Consider the following 19530-nt stretch of genomic DNA (forward strand, 5'->3'; position numbering starts at 1 on the left):
TACATTCGATAGTAGAACATAATTTAAACCGGTACCGTTGCGTCATGGTCCCGACGACAGACGACGGCCACGGCAACCGCCCCGGTCGAGGCCGGCCCCGCGATCCGCGTATCGACGAGGCGATCCGCCGCGCGACGCTCGACGTCCTCTCCGAGCGCGGTTACAGCGGCTTGACGCTCGAAGACGTCGCCGCACGCGCGGGCACGAACACCCCGGCGCTGCGTCGGCGGTGGCGGTCGCGACAGCACCTCATCGTCAGCGCGCTCCTGGATCGACTGGGCGCGGCACCCACTCCCGACACCGGCTGCACCCGGTGCGATCTCATCGAGGGAATCGGCTCCCTCAGCCCGTCGTTCGGCGACGAGATCGGGCGGTCGGTTCTGCCGGCGCTCGTGGCGGACCTCGCTCTCGATCCCGAGCTCGAGAAGGAGTTCTTCGACCGGCTGTTCCACCCGCGCCGGGCCTCCAGCGAAGCTGCGCTTCGGCGAGGTATCGAGCGCGGCGACATCCGGGCCGACATCGACGTCCCGCTCATCCTCGATATGCTCGCAGCGCCGATCTACTACCGGATGCTGTTCGGACACCTGCCGGTGACGCCGACGCTGGCCGAGGATGTCGTGACTGTGGTGATGGATGGGATCGCCACGGGGTCGGACACGGCACGCGCGACGAGAGCCGACCACACGCACGCCTGATTTTCTTCGATTGTTGCGAGGCTTGTTACATTCCGTCCAAGTTTCGCGACGGGGCCTTCGCAAATCGCCGTGGGGATGCTTTGATGCCAGTGGGTACCCACCATTCATTCCCCCCGATGGAAGGACATCCCATGAGATCACCGACCCGTTCGGCCCTGGGCATCGCCGCCCTGAGCCTGGCATTCACGAGCATCATGACCGCTCCGGCATCTGCGCAGACGCCCAGCCCAGACGACGCGGCCGGGCAGGTTGATCCTGGCCTGCTCTCTGCGATGGCTGAAGAGCTCGGCACCGACACTGCCGGAGCCCTCGACGTCCTGGCGTTCCAGGACACCGCGAACGCCACGACCGCAACAGTCGCCGACGAGACCGGGGCAGCCTACGCGGGCTCCTGGCTCGACGAGTCGACGCGGACCGTCTACACCGCAGTGACGACCACCGACGCTCGGCACGCCGCCGAAAGCGCGGGGGCCGTTCCCGTCGAGGTCGCGTACTCGATCGATGACCTGGAAGCGATCTCCGCTCGTCTGGCCGAGATCGTCACCGATGCGGACGTCACCTCGTGGTGGATCGACGTGACCACGAATCAGGTCGTCGTCGAGGCCCTCGGCGACACGGCGGCATCCGAGGTCGCCGCGCAGATCGGCGCCCCGGCCGACGCAGTGCGCGTGCAGACCACCGCCGAGGCCCCCGAGACGTTCGCGACGATTCAGGGCGGGATCGCCTACACGATCAACGGAACGTCTCGCTGCTCCGTCGGGTTCGCGGTCGAGGGCGGGTTCGTGACCGCCGGTCACTGCGGGCGAGCGGGCGCGTCGACGAACTACGGCACGTTCCGTGGCTCGAGCTTCCCCGGCGATGACTACGCCTGGGTCGCGACGCCCTCGCACACCCCCGTCGGGACGGTCTCGGACTACGCCGGTGGCGCTGTCGCCGTCTCCGGCTCCACTCCTGCGGCGGTGGGTGCGACGGTCTGCCGCTCCGGTTCCACGACCGGCTGGCATTGCGGCCAAGTGCAGGCCTACAACAGCAGTGTGCGCTACTCGGAGGGCACGGTGTCGGGCCTCATCCGCACGTCCGTCTGCGCCGAGCGCGGCGACTCGGGCGGCTCGCTGCTCGCCGGAAACCAGGCGCAGGGCGTCACGTCCGGTGGCTCGGGCAACTGCAGCACCGGAGGAACGACCTATTTCCAGCCGGTCAACGAGATCCTGCAGGCGTACGGCTTGAGGCTGCTCACCCGCTGACACCAGCGCGAACACAGCGAAGCCGGGTATCCGTTCTGAACGGATACCCGGCTTCTCGTCTGTGGAGCCTAGGAGATTCGAACTCCTGACATCCTGCTTGCAAAGCAGGCGCTCTACCAGCTGAGCTAAGGCCCCGAGGGGTTCGGGGTGGGGCTACCAGGACTTGAACCTGGGACCTCTTCATTATCAGTGAAGCGCTCTAACCGCCTGAGCTATAGCCCCGTACCGACGCGCTTCACGCGCCGGCAACCTCCAAGACTTTACCCGATGAATCGGGAATCTACTAATTGGAGGTGAAGCCGACGAGCAGCCCGCCGGTGACCTTGACCATCACGTTGTAGATGCCGGCCACGACCGCGCCGAGCACCGTGATGACGATGAGATTGAGGATGGCCACGACGGCCGCGAAGGCCATCACCTGCGGCAGGTTCAGGAACTGCTTGATCGAGAAGTCACCGTTCGAGAACGCCACGAACAGCTCGTCCACCCGGTCGATGAGACCGGTGGTGCTGAGCACCATGAAGACGAGGAAGGTGGCGACGACCGTGACGATCGCCAAGGCCACAGCTGCGAGGAACGACAGCTTCACGGCCGACCAGAAGTCGACGTAGACGAGGCGCAGGCGCACCTGCTTGGCGCTGGTCTTGCTCGTGGATTTCTTGGCGAGTTTGTCGGCGACCGTGCTCATGCGTCAGAACCACTCTCTTCGGTATCCGCGGACGGGGGTGCATCCGGGGCGGGGGCATCCTCGGATGCCGCGTCTTCGGTCAGTCCTCGCTCGCCGTTCCGGGCGATGGCGAGGATGCGGTCGTCGTCACCGAACCGAGCGAAAACGACGCCCATGGTGTCGCGACCCTTGGCCGGGACCTCGGCCACGGAGGAGCGTACCACCTTGCCGCTGGCAAGAACCACGAGGACCTCGTCGGTCTCCGACACGATGAGACCGCCCGCGAGGACCCCTCGATCGTCGTTCAGTTTGGCCACCTTGATGCCCAGACCCCCGCGGCTCTGAGTGCGGTACTGGTCGACCGAGGTGCGCTTGGCGTAGCCGCCGTCGGTGACGACGAACACGTAGCCCTCGTCCCGCACAACGGACGCCGAGAGCAGGCTGTCGTCCTCGCGGAACGACATGCCCTTCACGCCCTCGGTCGAACGACCCATCGGACGCAGTGCGTCGTCGGTGGCCGAGAAGCGGAGCGACATGCCCTTGCGTGTGATGAGCAGAAGGTCGTCGCCCTCATCGACGAGGAGGGCGCTGACCAGTTCGTCGCCGCCGGTCTCATCATCCTGGCCACGGAGCCGGATCGCGATGACACCGCCCTGACGGTTCGTGTCGTACTCGGTGAGCGCCGTCTTCTTGACCTTGCCGTCGCGGGTCGCGAGCACGAGGTACTGGGCTGCGGAGTAGTCGCGGATGTCGAGGATCTGGGCGATCTCCTCGCCCGGCTGCAGAGCGAGGAGGTTCGCGACGTGCTGACCCTTCGCGTCGCGGCCGGCCTCGGGCAGCTCGTACGCCTTGGTGCGGTACACGCGGCCCTTCGTCGTGAAGAACAGCAGCCAGTGGTGCGTCGTCGTGACGAAGAAGTGCTCGACGACGTCATCCGCGCGCAGCTGCGCGCCCTTGACGCCCTTGCCGCCGCGGTGCTGCGAACGGTAGTTGTCGCTGCGCGTGCGCTTGATGTAGCCGTCACGGGTGACGGTGACCACCATCTCCTCTTCCGGAATGAGGTCTTCCATCGACATGTCGCCGTCGAACCCGTGGAGGATGTGGGTGCGCCGCTCGTCGCCGTACTTGTCGACGATCGCGGTGAGCTCCTCGGCGATGATCGACCGCTGGCGCGCCGGGGTCGCGAGGATGTCGTTGAGGTCGGCGATCTTCAGCTCGAGCTCGGTCGCCTCGTCGATGATCTTCTGACGCTCGAGCGCCGCCAGGCGGCGCAGCTGCATCGACAGGATCGCGTCGGCCTGCACCTCGTCGATGTCGAGCAGGCTCTTGAGGCCCTCGCGCGCTTCATCGACCGTGGGGGAGCGGCGGATGAGGGCGATGACCTCGTCGAGGGCGTCGAGCGCCTTGAGGTAGCCGCGCAGGATGTGCATGCGCTTCTCGGCCTCGTTCAGGCGGTAGCGCGTGCGGCGGACGATGACCTCGATCTGGTGGGTGATCCAGTGCGAGATGAAGCCATCGAGGGGGAGCGTGCGGGGCACACCGTCGACGATCGCCAGCATGTTGGCGCCGAAGTTCTCCTGCAGCTGCGTGTGCTTGTACAGATTGTTCAGCACGACCTTCGCGACGGCGTCGCGCTTGAGCACCACCACGAGGCGCTGGCCGGTGCGGTCGCTCGTCTCGTCGCGGATGTCGGCGATGCCGGTGATCTTGCCGTCACGCGCGAGGTCGCGGATCTTCAGCGCGACGTTGTCGGGGTTCACCTGATAGGGCAACTCGGTGATCACGAGGCAGTTGCGGCCCTGGATCTCCTCGACCTCGATGACGGCACGCATCGTGATCGAGCCACGCCCGGTGCGATAGGCCTCGCGGATGCCCTTCGTACCGAGGATCTGCGCGCCCGTGGGGAAGTCGGGGCCGTGGATGCGCGACATGAGCGCTTCGAGCAGCTCCTCGCGCGACGCCTCCGGGTTCTCGAGCGACCACAGCGCGCCTTCGGCGACCTCGCGCAGGTTGTGCGGGGGGATGTTCGTGGCCATGCCGACGGCGATGCCGACCGATCCGTTGACCAGCAGGTTCGGGAAGCGCGAGGGCAGGACGACCGGCTCCTGGGTCTTGCCGTCGTAGTTGTCCTCGAAATCGACGGTGTCCTCGTCGATGTCGCGGACCATCTCCATCGCGAGGGCCGCCATCTTGGTCTCGGTGTAACGGGGGGCCGCAGCACCCTGGTTGCCGGGCGAGCCGAAGTTGCCCTGACCGTCGGCGAGCGGGTAGCGCAGCGACCACGGCTGCACGAGGCGCACGAGGGCGTCGTAGATCGCGCTGTCGCCGTGCGGGTGGTACTGACCCATGACCTCGCCCACGACGCGGGCGCACTTCGAGTAGCTCTTGTCGGGACGGTATCCACCGTCGTACATGCCGTAGATGACACGGCGGTGGACGGGCTTGAGGCCGTCCTCGACGCGAGGCAGCGCGCGCCCCACGATGACGCTCATCGCGTAGTCGAGGTAGCTCCGCTGCATCTCGACCTGGAGGTCGACCTGGTCGATGTTGCCGTGGTTGTGGGCAGGAGTGAGGTCGGGACGTTCTTCGTCAGACATGCGTTCTCAGTTTCTCGATGTCGCTCGGCTCGATCAGATGTCGAGGAAGCGGACGTCCTTGGCGTTGCGCTGGATGAAGGTGCGGCGAGACTCGACGTCTTCGCCCATGAGCACCGAGAAGATCTCGTCGGCAGCGGCTGCGTCGTCGATCGTCACCTGGCGCAGGGTTCGGGTGCTGTGGTCCATCGTCGTCTCCCACAGCTCCTTCGGGTTCATCTCACCGAGACCCTTGTAGCGCTGGATACCCGACTCCTTCGGGATGCGCTTGCCATTGGCGAGGCCGTCGGCGAGCAGCGCGTCGCGCTCCTTGTCGCTGAACACGTACTCGTGATCCGCGTTGGTCCACTTGAGGCGGTAAAGCGGCGGCATCGCGAGGTAGACGTAGCCGGCTTCGATGAGCCCGCGCATGTAGCGGAAGAGAAGCGTCAGCAGCAGCGTCGTGATGTGCTGACCGTCGACGTCGGCGTCGGCCATCAGGACGATCTTGTGGTACCGCGCCTTCTCGACGGCGAAGTCCTCGCCGATGCCGGTACCGAACGCCGAGATGATCGCCTGGATCTCGTTGTTGCCGAGAGCACGGTCGAGCCGCGCCTTCTCGACGTTGAGCACCTTGCCGCGCAGCGACAGGATCGCCTGCGTCTCGGGGTCGCGACCCCGCACGGCGGAACCGCCGGCGGAGTCACCCTCGACGAGGAAGATCTCGGAGATCGACGGATCCTTGCTCGTGCAGTCCTTGAGCTTGTCGGGCATGGATGCCGATTCGAAGACGCTCTTCCGGCGGGCCGTCTCGCGCGCCTTGCGCGCGGCGAGACGCGCGGTCGCGGCATCCACGGCCTTCATGATGACGCGCTTGGCCTGAGCGGGGTTGCGGTCGAGCCAGTCGGTGAGCTGATCGCCGACGATCTTCTGGACGAACGCCTTCGCCTCGGTGTTGCCGAGCTTCGTCTTGGTCTGACCCTCGAACTGGGGCTCGGACAGCTTGACGGAGATGACCGCGGTGAGACCCTCGCGGATGTCGTCGCCCGTGAGGTTGTCGTCCTTCTCCTTGAGGAGGCCCTTGTCGCGCGCATATGCGTTGACACGCGTGGTCAGCGCGGCGCGGAAGCCCTCTTCGTGCGTGCCGCCCTCGTGGGTGTTGATCGTGTTCGCGAAGGTGAAGACGTTCTCGGTGTAGCTCGTCGTCCACTGCATCGCGAGCTCGAGCGAGATGTGGCGCACGGTGTCTTCGGACTCGATCTCGATGATCTCGTCGTTGACGACCTCGCTCTTGCGCAGCTTGTTCAGATACTCCACGTAGTCGACGAGCCCGCGCTCGTAGAGGAAGTCGTCGTGACGCTGCTGCGACTCGGATCCGCCCTCGTCGAGGTCGACGACCACGGACGCCTCGGGACGCTCGTCGGTGAGCGTGATGCGGAGGCCCTTGTTGAGGAACGCCGTCTGCTGGAACCGCGTGCGAAGCGTGTCGTAGTCGAACGAGGTCGTCTCGAAGATGTCACCGTCGGGCCAGAAGGTGACCGTCGTACCGGTGGCTTCGCTGTCCTCGCCCTTCGCCAGCGGAGCCTGGGGCTTGCCGCCATCGGCGAACGTCTGACGCCACACCGAGCCCTGTCGCTTGATCTCGACCTCGAAGCGCGTGGACAGAGCGTTGACGACCGACGATCCGACGCCGTGGAGTCCACCCGAAACCGCATAGCCGCCGCCGCCGAACTTTCCCCCGGCGTGCAGCACGGTGAGCACGACCTCGACGGTCGACTTCGTCGGGTCGGACGCGTGCGGATCGACCGGGATGCCGCGGCCGTTGTCGACGACGCGCAGGCCGCCATCTTCGAGGATCGTCACGTGGATCGTGTCGCAGTAGCCGGCCAGCGCCTCGTCGACCGCGTTGTCGACGATCTCGTAGACGAGGTGGTGCAGGCCGCGCTCACCGGTGGATCCGATGTACATTCCCGGACGCTTCCGAACCGCCTCGAGGCCTTCGAGCACCTGGATCGCGTCGGCGCCGTACTCGTTGGGCACCTTGGTGGAGGTCACTTCAGCCGTGTCGGGGGTTTCGGGGTCTTCGGGAACGCTGTCGGGATTCTGAGACGTCATAGGTTTCGAGCGCTCCACATCGGTTCGGTCAGTCCCGTCCAGTCTACCCTTTCGGGCGCTCTCACGCGGCGCTCAGCGCCCGTATGGCGAGCGAAAGTCGGATTCGACGACTGGGGACGTGGCTCAACCGTAGGTATCGCGAGGGCCACGGCCTGGAACGGCTCTGGGGCCCCATTTCCAGGAGGGGACGTCCGGGCCCACAAAACGCACCGACTGCACTCCCGATTGTGGGAACGCTTTCACGAGCTGCGTGGTGATGACCGTGCGCATGAGATGGAGGTTCTTCGCCCACGCCGTCGAGTCGCACTGCACGGTGAGCACGCCGTCGGACAGCGCCACCGGCGACGCATGACGCGCGGTCTCCTCGCCGGCGACCTCCGCCCACCGCAGCACGAGGTCTTCGCGCGAGAGCTGGGCGTCCCATCCGGCCTGGCGTGTGAGGTCGGCGATCACGTCGCCGAGTCCCTTCGGGTCACGCCCCGAGGTGAACGGCTGATTCTCATCGTCATCGGACCGCTGCCTGCGACGCTTCTTCCACCGACCCGACGGCTCGAGCCCGCGCAGGCGGAGGTACGTGGAGATCGTCTCGGGCGCCTCGTCAGGAGGAAGCATCGTCGTCCTCATGGAGTGTTCCCGCCTCGACTCGCACGGTACGGGCGCGCAGAGCGAGAGGGACGTCTTCGGCGACCGCGGCCGTCACGATCACCTGCTCGTAATCGGCGACGATCCCGGCCAGTCGGGCGCGACGGTCGGCGTCGAGCTCGGCGAACACGTCGTCGAGGATGACGATCGGGTCACCGAGGGCGGACTCGGCGCGCAGCAGCTCTGCCGACGCGAGCCGGAGCGACAACGCGACCGACCACGACTCTCCGTGCGAGGCGTAGCCCTTCACGGGCAGATCGCGGATGCGGAGGATCAGGTCGTCGCGGTGCGGCCCGACGAGAGTGATCCCGCGGTCGAGCTCTGCGCTGCGACGGTCGGCGAGGGCCGTGCGGAAGAGCTGCTCGATCGCGGCTGCGTCGGCTACGCCCGCGTCGGCGGGGGAGTCGTCCTCTTCGGGATCGGCGCCGCCGACGGAGAGCGCCCACTGGAGCTGGGGACGGTGATCGGCGCCGGCGATGGCGGCATAGGCGCGCGCGACCGGGCCTGCGAGCTCAGCGGCGAGTCGGAGACGCGCACGGATGACGTCGGTGCCCAGTGCGACGAGCTTGTCGTCCCAGACCTCGAGCGTCGAAAGACCCTCGCCTCGGATGCCGCGCGCCCGCGCCGATTTGAGCAGCGCGTTGCGCTGCTTGAGCACACGGTCGTAGTCGGCGAGGACACCGGCGAGACGCGGTGCGCGCTGGATGAGGAGCTGGTCGGCGAAGCGACGCCGGGCGGACGGGTCGCCGCGGACGATCTGCAGATCCTCGGGGGCGAAGAGCACCACCTGCGCATAACGGGGGAGCTCAGCGGTTCGCACCGGCGATCCGTTGACGCGCGCCTTGTTCGAGCCCGACCGATTGAGCTGGGCCTCGAGCTGAACTCGGCGCTGCCCGTGGGCCAGTCGGGCCCGGACGAAAGCGGCATCCGCACCGTCGCGCACCATCGGTGCATCCTGCGACACCCGGTGGGAGCCGAGAGTCGCGAAATATCCGATCGCCTCGGCGAGGTTGGTCTTGCCCTGGCCGTTGCGTCCGACGAATACGTTCGCTCCGGGAGCGAGGGAGAGCTCGGCGGCCGCATAGTTGCGGAAATCCACCAGGCTCAACTGCTCCACGATCATCAGATCACCCTAGTTCTCGTCCCCGACAGTCCCACCGCGGTGGTCGCGCTCGGGACGATCAGCGGAGGAGGAGGTTCGGCTGCAGGAGGTACTTGAACGATTCGACGCCACCCGAGGTCTGCGGGGTGATGAGGATCGGGCTGAGCTTGTTGGCGTTCTCACTCGACGTGAAGGTGACGCGCGTGAACTCGCTCTTGACCGCCGCGAGCGCTTCGAGCAGGTACTGCGGGTTCAGGCCGATGACGACCTCCTCACCCGTCAGCGTCGCATCGACCGATTCGGTCGCGCGTGCCTGCTCGGTGCCGGACGCGTCCATCGAGACACCGTCGGCGCCGAACGTGAAACGAAGCGGGGCCGAGCGGTCGAGCACGAGTGCGACACGGCGCACGGCCTCGATCAGCTCACCGGTGTTCACGACGGCGTGGTGATCGGTCGCCTCAGGGAAAAGCCGCCGGACCGGGGGGAAGTTGCCCTTGATCAGCAGCGACGTGACGGTCTTGTTGCCAGCGGTGAAAGCGATGATCTCGCGGTCGCCCGAACCCGAGAACGACACCGTGATGTCACCGGAATGGGCGAACGTCTTGCCGACCTCGGTCAGCGTGCGTGCCGGTACCAGCGCGGTCGTCGTGTTCTCGTCGGCGACGATGCCGCTGTCGAACGGGATATCGCGGAGAGCGACGCGGTACCGGTCGGTGGCAACCAGGCTCAGCTGGGTGCCGCTCACCTCGAGCTGCACACCCGTCAGTACCGGGGTCACGTCATCACGCGACGCCGCGAAGGCGACCTGCGAGATCGCGGTGGCGAAGTCTTCAGCCGGGACGACACCGGATTCGCCCGAGACCTCGGGGATCGCGGGATATTCCTGCACCGGCATCGATGCGAGCGTGAAGCGCGCAGACCCGCAGGTGAGCAGGATCCCTTCGTCATCGACGGCGATCTGGATCGGCGCGTTCGGCAGACGGCTGGCGATCTCCGACAGCAGACGTCCGTGTACGAGGATCGTGCCCGGCTCGTCGACGGTCGCCTCGATCGTCGTGCGAGCGGATGCCTCGTAGTCGAAGGCCGACAGCGAGAGACCCGCATCGGTGGCTTCGATCAGCACACCCGCGAGGATCGGCTGCGGGTTGCGCTGGGGGAGGAGCTTCACGACGAACGACACAGCCTCGCTGAAGACGTCGCGATTGACCTGGAACTTCACTGGCGCTCCCTTGTCGTGGATGAAAGCTCTCCCATGCTAGTGCCCAAGTCGAGCGGTTCCCGATGCACCCCGTCGACGGACCCCGACGGGGTCGAGGTGATCGAATCGCAAATTCTCTAGATGTAACTGTCTTCTTCATCTCCGCTGTGGAAACTGTGGACAACTCCAGCGATGCCAGTCGGCAGAGGGGAACCACACGTTTGTAACTTGTGAGCCGGCTGCGGATGACCGTGGGAGGACGGCGAGGCGCGTCGATGCGACTCCGAGGCGCGATCCACAGGGGATGTGTGATTCGTTCACAACTGTTCGACGAGGAATCGAAGTTATCCACAGGTTTTCCACACTGTGCAGAACGGCATGATGGGCCGTCATCGGGGGCGCTGTCAAGCTGAGCCCGTAGGACGGGCTCAGCGAGGGGCGCTCAGCGACGGCCGAGCTGCGACGTGATCTCGGAGACCTGGTTGTAGATCGAGCGGCGCTCCTTCATGAGCTCGCTGATCTTCTTGTACGCGTACATCACCGTCGTGTGGTCGCGGTTGCCGAAGAGCTGACCGATCTTGGGCAACGACAGGCTCGTGCGCTCGCGGCAGAGGTACATCGCGATCTGCCGTGCGGTGGCCACCGCCTGCGAACGGCTCGATCCGTACAGGTCGTCGACGGACAGGCGGAAGTACTGTGCGGTCGCGGTGATGATGTCGGTGGGGGAGATGACGTTGGCGTCATCCTGATCGACGATGTCGCGCAGCACGGTCTGCGCGAGTGAGATGTCGAGGTTCGAACGGTTGAGGCTCGCGAAGGCCGAGACGCGGATGAGGGCGCCTTCGAGCTCGCGGATGTTCGATGACACCTTGGTGGCGATGTACTCCAGGACGTCGTCAGGTACGAGGAGGCGCTCGGACTGGGCCTTCTTCCGCAGGATCGCGATGCGGGTCTCGAGGTCCGGCGCCTGGACGTCGGTGATCAGACCCCACTCGAAGCGGCTGCGCATGCGGTCCTCGAAACCGGTGAGGTGGCGAGGCGGGACGTCGCTCGTGATCACGACCTGCTTGTCGTGGTCGTGGAGGGTGTTGAAGGTGTGGAAGAACGCTTCCTGTGTCTCGGCGCGGCCCTGCAGGAACTGGATGTCGTCGATCAGGAGGATGTCGACCTCGCGGTAGCGCGCCTGGAACGCGGATCCGCGGTTGTTCGCGATCGAGTTGATGAAGTCGTTCGTGAACTCCTCACTCGAGACGTAGCGGACGCGGATGCCGGTGTAGAGGTTGAGGGCGTAGTCGCCGATCGCATGGAGCAGGTGCGTCTTGCCGAGTCCGGAGTCGCCGTAGATGAACAGCGGGTTGTAGGCCTTGGCCGGAGCCTCTGCCACGGCGACGGCCGCTGCGTGGGCGAAACGGTTCGACTGTCCGATGACGAAGTTGTCGAAGGTGTACTTCGGGTTCAGTCGCGTGTCGTGGCGGGACGTCGAGACGGGAGCCTCGACGTACTCCTCGCCGGCGGGACGCAGCGGAGCCGGCGCAGCCGCCGACTGCACCGGGATCGGCGCGGTCAGGTGAGCGTCGGCGAGCTCGGGGTTCACGACGATGCGGTAGCTCGAGGCCCCGGGCTCGACATGGACGTGAGCGAGGGCCTCCATGATGGGCTGACGCAGTCGCTTGTTGAGCTGAGCCGCGGTCAGGTCGTTCGGAACGTCGAGGTAGAGCGTTCCTCCCATGACCCCCTGGGCGACGGCGAGACTCAGGAAGCCCTGCATCTGCGGGGTGACCCGGTCATCGTCGGCGAGCAGGTCGAGGACCGCGTTCCACACCGGTACGTCCGGGAGATCGTGCTGAGCCAAGAGTTCCCCCGCGGATGATCGATGCTTGTCCACACAGCTACGCGCCAAACTGGGGATAGCTGTGGATAACTGCCCGTGACACGCTAGTCATGCGGTGTCGGGAGCGCCAAATCCACTGTAGTTCCGGCCCGCGTGTCGCCGCCAGGGCCTGTGTACAGCGGTGGATAATTGCGGGTTCCCATCGCTTCGGTTTGAGTTACAGGAAATCGCGACGTACCCTTAGTCGGTTGACTTATGCCCGCGAGGGCAGTCCTGTACCCCTGTGTCCCCGGTCTGAAGCGTTCCGGTGACCGCCGATCCGGAGTGATCCCTATGAGCAAGCGCACGTTCCAGCCCAACAACCGCCGCCGCGCCAAGAAGCACGGCTTCCGCGCCCGCATGCGTACCCGCGCGGGTCGCGCCATCCTGTCGGCTCGCCGCGGCAAGGGCCGCACCGAGCTGTCGGCCTGACACAGCCTCTTCTGTGCTGGCGCGCGGAAACCGGATCACGCGCGGGGCGGATTACAAGGCCGTCGTCCGCGGGGGTGCTCGCTGTGCCGGTGCGCACACCGTGACCTACGTGGTGTCCACCGGTGAGAGCCGTGCTCCCCGGTTCGGTTTCATCGTCAGCAAGCAAGTCGGATCAGCCGTCGTGCGCAACACAGTGCGCCGACGGCTGAAGGCCGTTTGCGCACTGGCTCTTCCCGACGTCCGCGAGGGCGCCGACATCGTCATCCGAGCTTTGCCGTCCGCGGCGCGCTCGGATTTCGCGGATCTGAAAGACGAGGTGGAGCGGTGTCTGCGACGACGTGCGGCGGTATGAGCTGGTCGACGCTGCCGACCGCCTCCGTCGGTGAGGGCCGGCTGACCGCGGCATCCGTGGCCCGCGCAGTTCCCCTCGTTCCGCGCAATGCCGGCATCGCGCTGTTGCATGCCTATCGATCCGTGGTGTCGCCTCTGTACGGCGACGTCTGCAAGTACTACCCGAGCTGTTCCGCCTACGCGGTGGGAGCCGTGCAGCAGCACGGACTCGTGAAGGGCTCCGCCCTGACCGCCGCTCGGCTCGCCCGATGCCACCCATGGGCCGCCGGAGGCGTCGATGACGTTCCCGCCCATCGGGACTTCCGCCACACCCTGACCAGGCACGGCTTCGTCGTGCCGCCGAGAAAGGACTGATCCCGTGCTGGATCTCTTCCTCGCCACGCCGACTCCCGTCGTGCCGACCCCGACGACTCCTCCTCCCGGTGGTGCTGACTTCTTCAGCACGATCATGTGGCCGTTCAAGTTCCTCGTCGAGGCGATCCTGGTCTTCTGGCATTGGGTTCTCACTGCAGTCGGCATGCCGGCGGCGGCGGGTGCGACTTGGGTGATGTCGATCATCGGCCTGGTCATCGTCGTGCGTTCCGCCCTGATCCCGCTGTTCGTGCGGCAGATCAAGAGCCAGCGCAAGATGATGGAGCTCGCGCCCGAGATGCGCAAGATCCAGGAGAAGTACCGCGGTAAGCGTGACCAGCTGTCGCGTGAAGCCATGAGTCGCGAGACCATGGCGCTGTACAAGAAACATGGCACGACTCCGGTGTCGAGCTGTCTTCCGCTCCTCGTGCAGATGCCCATCCTCCTCGGCATGTTCTACACGCTGAGTGACGTCAAGAAGCACGCCGAATGGGGCGTGGGTGGTGTCGGCCTGCTCAATGTCGACCTGACCAAGCAGTTCTACGACGCGCAGCTGTTCGATGTCGCACCGCTTCACACGAACATGATCGAGGCGATCAACCTCGGCCAGACCGCCACGGTCACGATCCTCGTGATCCTCGTCGTGCTGATGATCGCGTCGCAGTTCATCACCCAGCTGCAGATCATCTCGAAGAACCTGTCGCCCGAGGCCAAGACCGGCCAGGCGTACCAGATGCAGAAGATCATGCTCTACGTTCTGCCGCTGGCGTTCATCTTCTCGGGCGTCTTCTTCCCGCTCGGTGTCGTCATGTACTGGTTCACGTCGAACATCTGGACCATGGCGCAGCAGTTCATCGTCATCCGCAACCTGCCGACCCCCGGTTCGGAGGCGGCGAAGGCTCGCGAGGAGCGCCTCGCGCGCAAGGGCAAGGCGCTCGATTCGAAGGGCCGCGTCATCTCCATGGAGAAGTACGAGGCCGAGCAGAAGCGCCTTCTCGAGGAGGCCGAGCGTGCTCGTGCAGCCCAGCCGAAGCGCCAGCAGCCCATGAGCAAGCAGCGCGCGAAGAAGCAGACGAACAAGGACGGCTCGCAGGGCTGACCCTGCGAGAACCTGTCAGCGCACTGATCGAACCACGCGAGGAATCATGACGAACCCCACAGAGTCGACGACGGCCGAGCGCGCCGATGCCACGGTCGAAGAGCTCGAGCACGAGGGCGACATCGCCGCCGACTACATCGAGGGGCTGCTCGACATCGCCGATATCGACGGTGACCTCAACCTCGATGTGCGCGCGGGGCGTGCTTATGTGTCGGTCGAGGCCGATGACGCCAGTGCGCTGCGGGTGCTGTCGGACCCGGACGTCGTCCAGGCCGTCCAGGAGCTGACCCGGATCGCCGTCCAGACCAAGACCGGGCGCTTCTCTCGGCTCATCCTCGACATCGGGGGATCGCGCGACGCGCGTCGGCGCGAGCTCGAGCGCCTCGTCGACCGGGCGGTCGAACGCCTCAACGATGGTGCATCCCAGGCATCCCTGCCCGCGATGTCGAGCTACGAGCGCAAGCTGGTTCACGACATCGCCTCTGAACGCGGGGTCGTGTCCGAGTCGTACGGCGAGGGTGCTGACCGTCACACCGTCATCCGTCATGGCTGATGTTTCACGTGAAACACCCGTGATCGAGTCGGAGCCGACGGGAGCGGTCGATGCTCTTTTCGGACCTCGCGCTGACCTGGCGCGCCAGTACGCGGCTTCTCTCGCCCAACACGGCGAGGAACGCGGCCTGATCGGCCCCCTTGAGCTGCCGCGTCTGTGGACGCGACACATTCTCAACTGCGCTGCTGCCGCGCCGCTGTTCTCTGGGCGAGTAGGCGACGTCGGTTCCGGCGCCGGCCTTCCGGGCCTGGTTCTCGCGATCGCGCGGCCGGATGTCGAGTGGGTCCTCATCGAGACCATGGAGCGTCGGGTTACCTGGTTGGCAGAGCAGGTCAGTGAATTGGGTCTGGCGAACGTCGAGATCGTGCGCTCCCGAGCGGAAGACTGGAACGGCGCCGGGACTCTGGATGCCGTGACGGCGCGCGCCGTCAGTGCGCTGCGAACTCTCGTCCCCCTGACGGCGCCGCTCGTGCGAAGCGGAGGTGAGCTCATCCTCCTGAAGGGCGCAAATGCCGAGGCTGAGATCGCGGCGGCCGATAAGGTCATCCGTCGATTCCGATTGAACGATGTGCATGTCGAGACAGTGGGGGAGACCGCGCTGGCGGAACCAACGCGAGTCATCCGCGCCACTGTGGCGTGATGTTTCACGTGAGACGTCGGGCTGCGACACCAACCCCCGTTTCACGTGAAACATCACCCCATCCGTTTCACGTGAAACGTCAGAGGGCGTCCGTAGAGTGAGATCACGAACCGAGGAGTTGAACGAATGGCAGAACCCGAGTCGGGCCGCGCGTCGTTGACGTTCGATTCTCCGCTGGCTCGCGAGTTGGCGGACCTGTCATCCCGTCGCCGCGCGCTCGACGATGTGTCGATCGATTTCAGTGGCGACACCCGTGTCATGACGGTCTCCAACCAGAAGGGCGGAGTGGGTAAGACGACCACCGCGGTGAACCTGGCTGCATCCCTCGCTTCGCTGGGTGCACGCGTGCTCGTGATCGACCTCGATCCGCAAGGAAACGCCTCGACCGCGTTGGGCGTGCCCCACAGTGCGGATGTCCCGAGCGTGTACGACGTACTGATCGACCAGTTTCCACTGTCAGACATCGTCCAGGTGAGCCCGGAATCCCCTAATCTCCTCTGCGCTCCCAGCACCATCCATCTGGCTGGCGCCGAGATCGAGCTGGTATCTCAGGTCGCTCGCGAGCATCGCTTGCGAACGGCGGTCGAGGACTATCTCGCCTCGGTGGAGGAGCGCATCGATTTCGTGGTGATCGATTGCCCGCCGTCGCTGGGTCTTCTCACGATCAACGCCTTCACGGCTGCGCACGAACTATTGATCCCCATCCAGTGCGAGTACTACGCGCTCGAAGGGCTCAGCCAGCTGCTCGGCAGCGTGTCGATGATCCAGAAGCACCTGAACAGCCGGCTGCACCTCTCGACGATCCTCCTGACGATGTACGACGGACGTACCCGACTGGCGCAGCAGGTGGCGGAGGAGGTGCGGTCGCACTTCCCGAACGAGGTGCTCCGCACGGTGATCCCGCGCTCTGTGCGCGTCTCGGAAGCGCCGAGCTTCGGACAGACCGTGATCGCTTACGATGGGCAGTCGGCTGGCGCGGTGGCATACCGCGAAGCGGCCGTCGAGATCGCTCAGCGAGCTTCTGCGACGACACATGGAAACAAGGGAGAAGCCTGATGGCCAAGCGCACCGGATTGGGTCGAGGGATCGGCGCACTCATCCCGACTTCTGAGGCGACGGAGGCTCGACCCGTCGACGTGTTCTTCCCGGGCGGCAGGAATGGTGCGGCCACGGTTGAGGCGCCCGCGTCGTTGGCGACAGAGCAGAGTGATGCCCCCGAGCTCGTCTCGATTCCCGGCGCAGCGCTGATCCAGGTCGACCCGAACGACATCGTTCCCAACCCCCGGCAGCCGCGTACGCACTTCGATAGCGACGACCTGGCGGAACTCGTGCACAGTGTGCGTGAGTTCGGGGTGCTGCAGCCCGTCGTCGTCCGCACGAACGAGGACGGCAAGTACGAGCTGATCATGGGGGAGCGGCGCACACGTGCCGCGCGTGAGGCCGGACTCACCGCTATTCCGGCGGTCCTGCGTGACACCTCCGACGAGAATCTCCTCCGAGATGCCCTCCTCGAGAACCTCCACCGATCGCAGCTGAACCCGCTCGAAGAGGCATCCGCGTACCAGCAGCTCCTCGAGGACTTCGGCATCACGCAGGAAGAGCTCGCTACGCGCATCGGACGCTCACGCCCGCAGATCAGCAACACAATCCGCCTGTTGCGGCTGCCGGTGCCGGTGCAGCAACGCGTCGCGGCGGGTGTCCTCAGCGCCGGCCACGCGCGTGCGATCCTTTCGGTCGACGGTGCCGACGGTATGCAGCGCCTCGCGGACAAGATCGTCAACGAGGATCTGTCGGTCCGCGCTGCCGAGGCCGCGGCGAAGACCATCGAGGCTGCCAGTACCCGTCGCCCCGCCCCCAAGGCGGGGGGAGTGCGTGCGCACCTCGATGAGGTCGCGGGACGACTCGGCGACCGTCTCGATACCAAGGTGAAGATCTCGCTCGGGGCTCGCAAGGGACAGATCGTCGTCGACTTCGCGACGATCCAGGATCTGAACCGCATCCTCGCCGAGCTCGGTGAGGATGCATACGGAGCACGCTGACCCCGTGTCGGTGACGCGACGTAGGCTTGTTCGGTGACCGACGAGCAGAACCCCCGCCGAGCGAGCGTCGAGCTGCTGCGCGCGGAGGCAGCTGATGAGCTGTCAGTGCTCGTCGAGGAGCGGCTCCGGGCGGGTGAGGACCCGTGGGAGTTCATGGAGGAGCTGCCGTCCGTCGATGAACTGGTCGTGCTCATGCTCCGAGCCGAGAACATCGCCGCGTACGGCGGTGGGCGCCCGAGCTCGGCCCGCAACTACCGCGTGCTCCGACAGATCGCGATGGATCACCCGGAGTTGACGAGGGCGGTGTGGCGACTGCTCGGCAGCGAACCCCACAGGCGTTGGGATGCCGCGACACGCGCAGACGCCTCCTGAAGTTGAATAGTCCACGTTCGAAGCACGAAAAAGCCCCGGTCAGATTAGATATCCGACCGGGGCTTCTGTGAGAGCGCCTGAGATCTCAGCCGATGTATGAGGCGAGGTCCTGCTCGAGTGCGAACTTCGGCTTCGCGCCGATGATCGTCTTCTCGACCTCGCCCTTGTTGAAGACCTTCATCGCGGGGATGGAGGTGATCTGGTACTGCATGGCGAGGTTGGGGTTCTCGTCGACGTTCAGCTTGAGCACCGTGATCTTCTCGGGGTGCTCGGTGGCGATCTCGTCGAGGATGGGTCCGACCATGCGGCACGGACCGCACCACGCGGCCCAGAAGTCGACGAGGACGGGTCCATCGGCGTCGAGGACGTCCTGCTGCCAGGTGCTCTCGGTCGTGGCCTTGGCGGTCATGGTGATCTCCTTCGAAAGGGTGTCGCGTACGTCAACGACGTACGCGGGCGAATTGTTCCTGTCAGACCGTCTCGGTCTCGGCGACGAGCGACTCGAGGCCCTCGTCGGGGCGGCCGCGCAGCGGTGAGCTGTCGGCGGCGGGCTCGGACGCCTCACCGAGGGCGGCGAGGTAGTGCTCGACGTCGAGAGCCGCGACCGTTCCACTGCCCGCGGCGGTGACCGCCTGGCGGTAGGTCGGGTCGATGACGTCACCGGCGGCGAAAACACCCGCGACCGAGGTGCGCGACGAGCGGCCGTCGACCCACACGGTGCCGTGCTCGGTCAAGTCGAGCGATCCGTGGACCAGGTGTGTCCGGGGGTCGTATCCGATCGCGACGAAGATGCCGTCGAGGGCGAGCTCGCGGGTCGAGCCGTCCACCGTGTCGCGCAGAACGACGCCCGTGACGGCATCCTCGCCCAGGATGTCGGCGACCTCGGAGTTCCAGATGAACTCGATCTTGTCGTTGTTCATGGCGCGGTTCTGCATGATCTTCGAGGCGCGCAGCTCGTCACGGCGGTGGATGACGTAGACCTTCGAGGCGAACTTCGTCAGGAACGTCGCCTCTTCCATGGCCGAGTCTCCGCCGCCGACGACGGCGATCGTGCGCCCGCGGAAGAAGAAGCCGTCGCACGTGGCGCAATACGACACGCCTCGACCCGACAGGCGGCTCTCGCCCTCGATGCCGATCTTGCGTGGGGCGGAACCGGTCGCGAAGACCAGGCTGTCGGCCTCGTGGGTGGCGCCGCTTCCGAGCGTGACCTTCTTGACGGGGCCGTCGATGTCGAGCTCGACGACGTCGTCGTACAGGACCTCGGTGCCGAACTTCTCGGCCTGCTCCTGCATCTTGGTCATGAGGTCGGGCCCCATGATGCCTTCGGGGAAGCCGGGGAAGTTCTCGACCTCGGTGGTGTTCATCAGCTCGCCGCCCGCTTCGACCGAGCTCGCGATCAGCAGCGGCTTCAGGTTCGCGCGCGCCGCGTAGATGGCGGCGGTGTAGCCGGCGGGGCCGGATCCGATGATGATGACCTGTCGCACGTCGACATCCCTTTCTGGGGTCTGGAATCCGCGTCGCGGATACCCCGACACGTCCAACCCATGGTAGCCGCGGGGCATTCCCCCGCGGCCGTGGCGGAGGGGT

At 65.9% G+C, this 19530-nt stretch carries 20 protein-coding genes and 2 tRNA genes; 11 read left to right on the forward strand and 11 right to left on the reverse strand.

Going from position 1 to position 19530, the window contains the following annotated elements:
• Window positions 1-44 precede the first annotated feature (44 nt).
• The gene (locus ACU6RU_RS12920) at window positions 45-695 is read left to right on the forward strand and encodes a TetR/AcrR family transcriptional regulator (RefSeq protein ID WP_120263916.1); all 651 of its coding nucleotides are present in this window, start codon (window positions 45-47) and stop codon (window positions 693-695) included.
• A gap of 131 nt (window positions 696-826) precedes the next feature.
• Window positions 827-1939: a S1 family peptidase gene (locus ACU6RU_RS12925; RefSeq protein WP_446726740.1), complete on the forward strand. Its 1113-nt coding sequence runs from the start codon at window positions 827-829 to the stop codon at window positions 1937-1939.
• 62 nt (window positions 1940-2001) lie between these two features.
• On the opposite strand, the gene ACU6RU_RS12930 is transcribed toward ACU6RU_RS12925, so the two are convergent.
• The 9 genes from ACU6RU_RS12930 to dnaA all read right to left on the reverse strand — a co-directional run bounded on the left by ACU6RU_RS12930 (window position 2002) and on the right by dnaA (window position 12004).
• A tRNA-Ala gene (locus tag ACU6RU_RS12930) sits at window positions 2002-2074 on the reverse strand.
• Between the two features lie 13 nt (window positions 2075-2087).
• Window positions 2088-2161 (reverse strand) — tRNA-Ile (locus ACU6RU_RS12935).
• Window positions 2162-2222: 61 nt separating this feature from the next.
• Complete coding sequence (locus tag ACU6RU_RS12940) at window positions 2223-2627, reverse strand: DUF3566 domain-containing protein (RefSeq protein WP_023953427.1); 405 nt, start codon at window positions 2625-2627, stop codon at window positions 2223-2225.
• Complete coding sequence (gyrA, locus tag ACU6RU_RS12945; protein WP_120263918.1) at window positions 2624-5203, reverse strand: DNA gyrase subunit A; 2580 nt, start codon at window positions 5201-5203, stop codon at window positions 2624-2626. Before gyrA ends, ACU6RU_RS12940 begins: the two co-directional genes overlap by 4 nt.
• Before the next feature lie 33 nt (window positions 5204-5236).
• On the reverse strand, window positions 5237-7294 hold the full coding sequence (gyrB, locus tag ACU6RU_RS12950) for a DNA topoisomerase (ATP-hydrolyzing) subunit B (RefSeq protein WP_120263919.1): 2058 nt from the start codon (window positions 7292-7294) through the stop codon (window positions 5237-5239).
• A gap of 123 nt (window positions 7295-7417) precedes the next feature.
• Window positions 7418-7906 carry a DUF721 domain-containing protein gene (locus ACU6RU_RS12955; RefSeq protein ID WP_120263920.1) on the reverse strand — a complete coding sequence of 163 codons (489 nt, stop codon included), beginning with the start codon at window positions 7904-7906 and terminating at the stop codon, window positions 7418-7420.
• A complete protein-coding gene (gene recF / locus ACU6RU_RS12960) occupies window positions 7893-9059 on the reverse strand; it encodes a DNA replication/repair protein RecF (protein ID WP_120263921.1) in 1167 nt (388 codons plus the stop codon). The genes ACU6RU_RS12955 and recF overlap by 14 nt, the downstream gene beginning before the upstream one ends.
• A 58-nt stretch (window positions 9060-9117) precedes the next feature.
• Window positions 9118-10257 carry a DNA polymerase III subunit beta gene (gene dnaN / locus ACU6RU_RS12965; RefSeq protein ID WP_120263922.1) on the reverse strand — a complete coding sequence of 380 codons (1140 nt, stop codon included), beginning with the start codon at window positions 10255-10257 and terminating at the stop codon, window positions 9118-9120.
• A gap of 421 nt (window positions 10258-10678) precedes the next feature.
• Window positions 10679-12004, reverse strand: a complete 1326-nt coding sequence (gene dnaA, locus ACU6RU_RS12970; RefSeq protein WP_396652164.1) for a chromosomal replication initiator protein DnaA — start codon at window positions 12002-12004, stop codon at window positions 10679-10681.
• Between the two features lie 396 nt (window positions 12005-12400).
• On the opposite strand from dnaA, the gene rpmH reads away from it, so the two are divergent.
• From rpmH to ACU6RU_RS13015, 9 genes are all read left to right on the forward strand, one after another.
• A complete protein-coding gene (rpmH, locus tag ACU6RU_RS12975; protein ID WP_036304730.1) occupies window positions 12401-12538 on the forward strand; it encodes a 50S ribosomal protein L34 in 138 nt (45 codons plus the stop codon).
• A gap of 13 nt (window positions 12539-12551) precedes the next feature.
• Complete coding sequence (gene rnpA / locus ACU6RU_RS12980; RefSeq protein WP_120263924.1) at window positions 12552-12890, forward strand: ribonuclease P protein component; 339 nt, start codon at window positions 12552-12554, stop codon at window positions 12888-12890.
• The gene (gene yidD, locus ACU6RU_RS12985; RefSeq protein ID WP_446726799.1) at window positions 12887-13243 is read left to right on the forward strand and encodes a membrane protein insertion efficiency factor YidD; all 357 of its coding nucleotides are present in this window, start codon (window positions 12887-12889) and stop codon (window positions 13241-13243) included. Before rnpA ends, yidD begins: the two co-directional genes overlap by 4 nt.
• Before the next feature lie 7 nt (window positions 13244-13250).
• A complete protein-coding gene (yidC, locus tag ACU6RU_RS12990; RefSeq protein WP_289331539.1) occupies window positions 13251-14339 on the forward strand; it encodes a membrane protein insertase YidC in 1089 nt (362 codons plus the stop codon).
• A 46-nt stretch (window positions 14340-14385) separates the two neighbouring features.
• Window positions 14386-14892 carry a Jag family protein gene (locus ACU6RU_RS12995; protein ID WP_289330519.1) on the forward strand — a complete coding sequence of 169 codons (507 nt, stop codon included), beginning with the start codon at window positions 14386-14388 and terminating at the stop codon, window positions 14890-14892.
• Window positions 14885-15532 carry a 16S rRNA (guanine(527)-N(7))-methyltransferase RsmG gene (rsmG, locus tag ACU6RU_RS13000; RefSeq protein ID WP_446726800.1) on the forward strand — a complete coding sequence of 216 codons (648 nt, stop codon included), beginning with the start codon at window positions 14885-14887 and terminating at the stop codon, window positions 15530-15532. The genes ACU6RU_RS12995 and rsmG overlap by 8 nt, the downstream gene beginning before the upstream one ends.
• A 126-nt stretch (window positions 15533-15658) precedes the next feature.
• Window positions 15659-16588, forward strand: a complete 930-nt coding sequence (locus tag ACU6RU_RS13005) for a ParA family protein (RefSeq protein ID WP_446726741.1) — start codon at window positions 15659-15661, stop codon at window positions 16586-16588.
• Window positions 16588-17571 carry a ParB/RepB/Spo0J family partition protein gene (locus ACU6RU_RS13010; protein WP_446726742.1) on the forward strand — a complete coding sequence of 328 codons (984 nt, stop codon included), beginning with the start codon at window positions 16588-16590 and terminating at the stop codon, window positions 17569-17571. The genes ACU6RU_RS13005 and ACU6RU_RS13010 overlap by 1 nt, the downstream gene beginning before the upstream one ends.
• Window positions 17572-17604: 33 nt before the next feature.
• Window positions 17605-17943, forward strand: coding sequence for a tryptophan synthase subunit alpha (locus ACU6RU_RS13015; RefSeq protein ID WP_120263930.1), 339 nt, complete (start codon window positions 17605-17607; stop codon window positions 17941-17943).
• Window positions 17944-18028: 85 nt separating this feature from the next.
• Here the strand turns inward: ACU6RU_RS13015 and trxA are convergent, their stop codons facing one another.
• Window positions 18029-18352 carry a thioredoxin gene (gene trxA / locus ACU6RU_RS13020; RefSeq protein WP_023953450.1) on the reverse strand — a complete coding sequence of 108 codons (324 nt, stop codon included), beginning with the start codon at window positions 18350-18352 and terminating at the stop codon, window positions 18029-18031.
• A gap of 61 nt (window positions 18353-18413) precedes the next feature.
• Window positions 18414-19427 (reverse strand): thioredoxin-disulfide reductase, encoded by a 1014-nt coding sequence (trxB, locus tag ACU6RU_RS13025; protein ID WP_446726743.1) that lies wholly within the window; start codon window positions 19425-19427, stop codon window positions 18414-18416.
• Window positions 19428-19530: the final 103 nt, after the last annotated feature.

It is taken from the genome of Microbacterium sp. F1-18 (genome assembly GCF_052921305.1).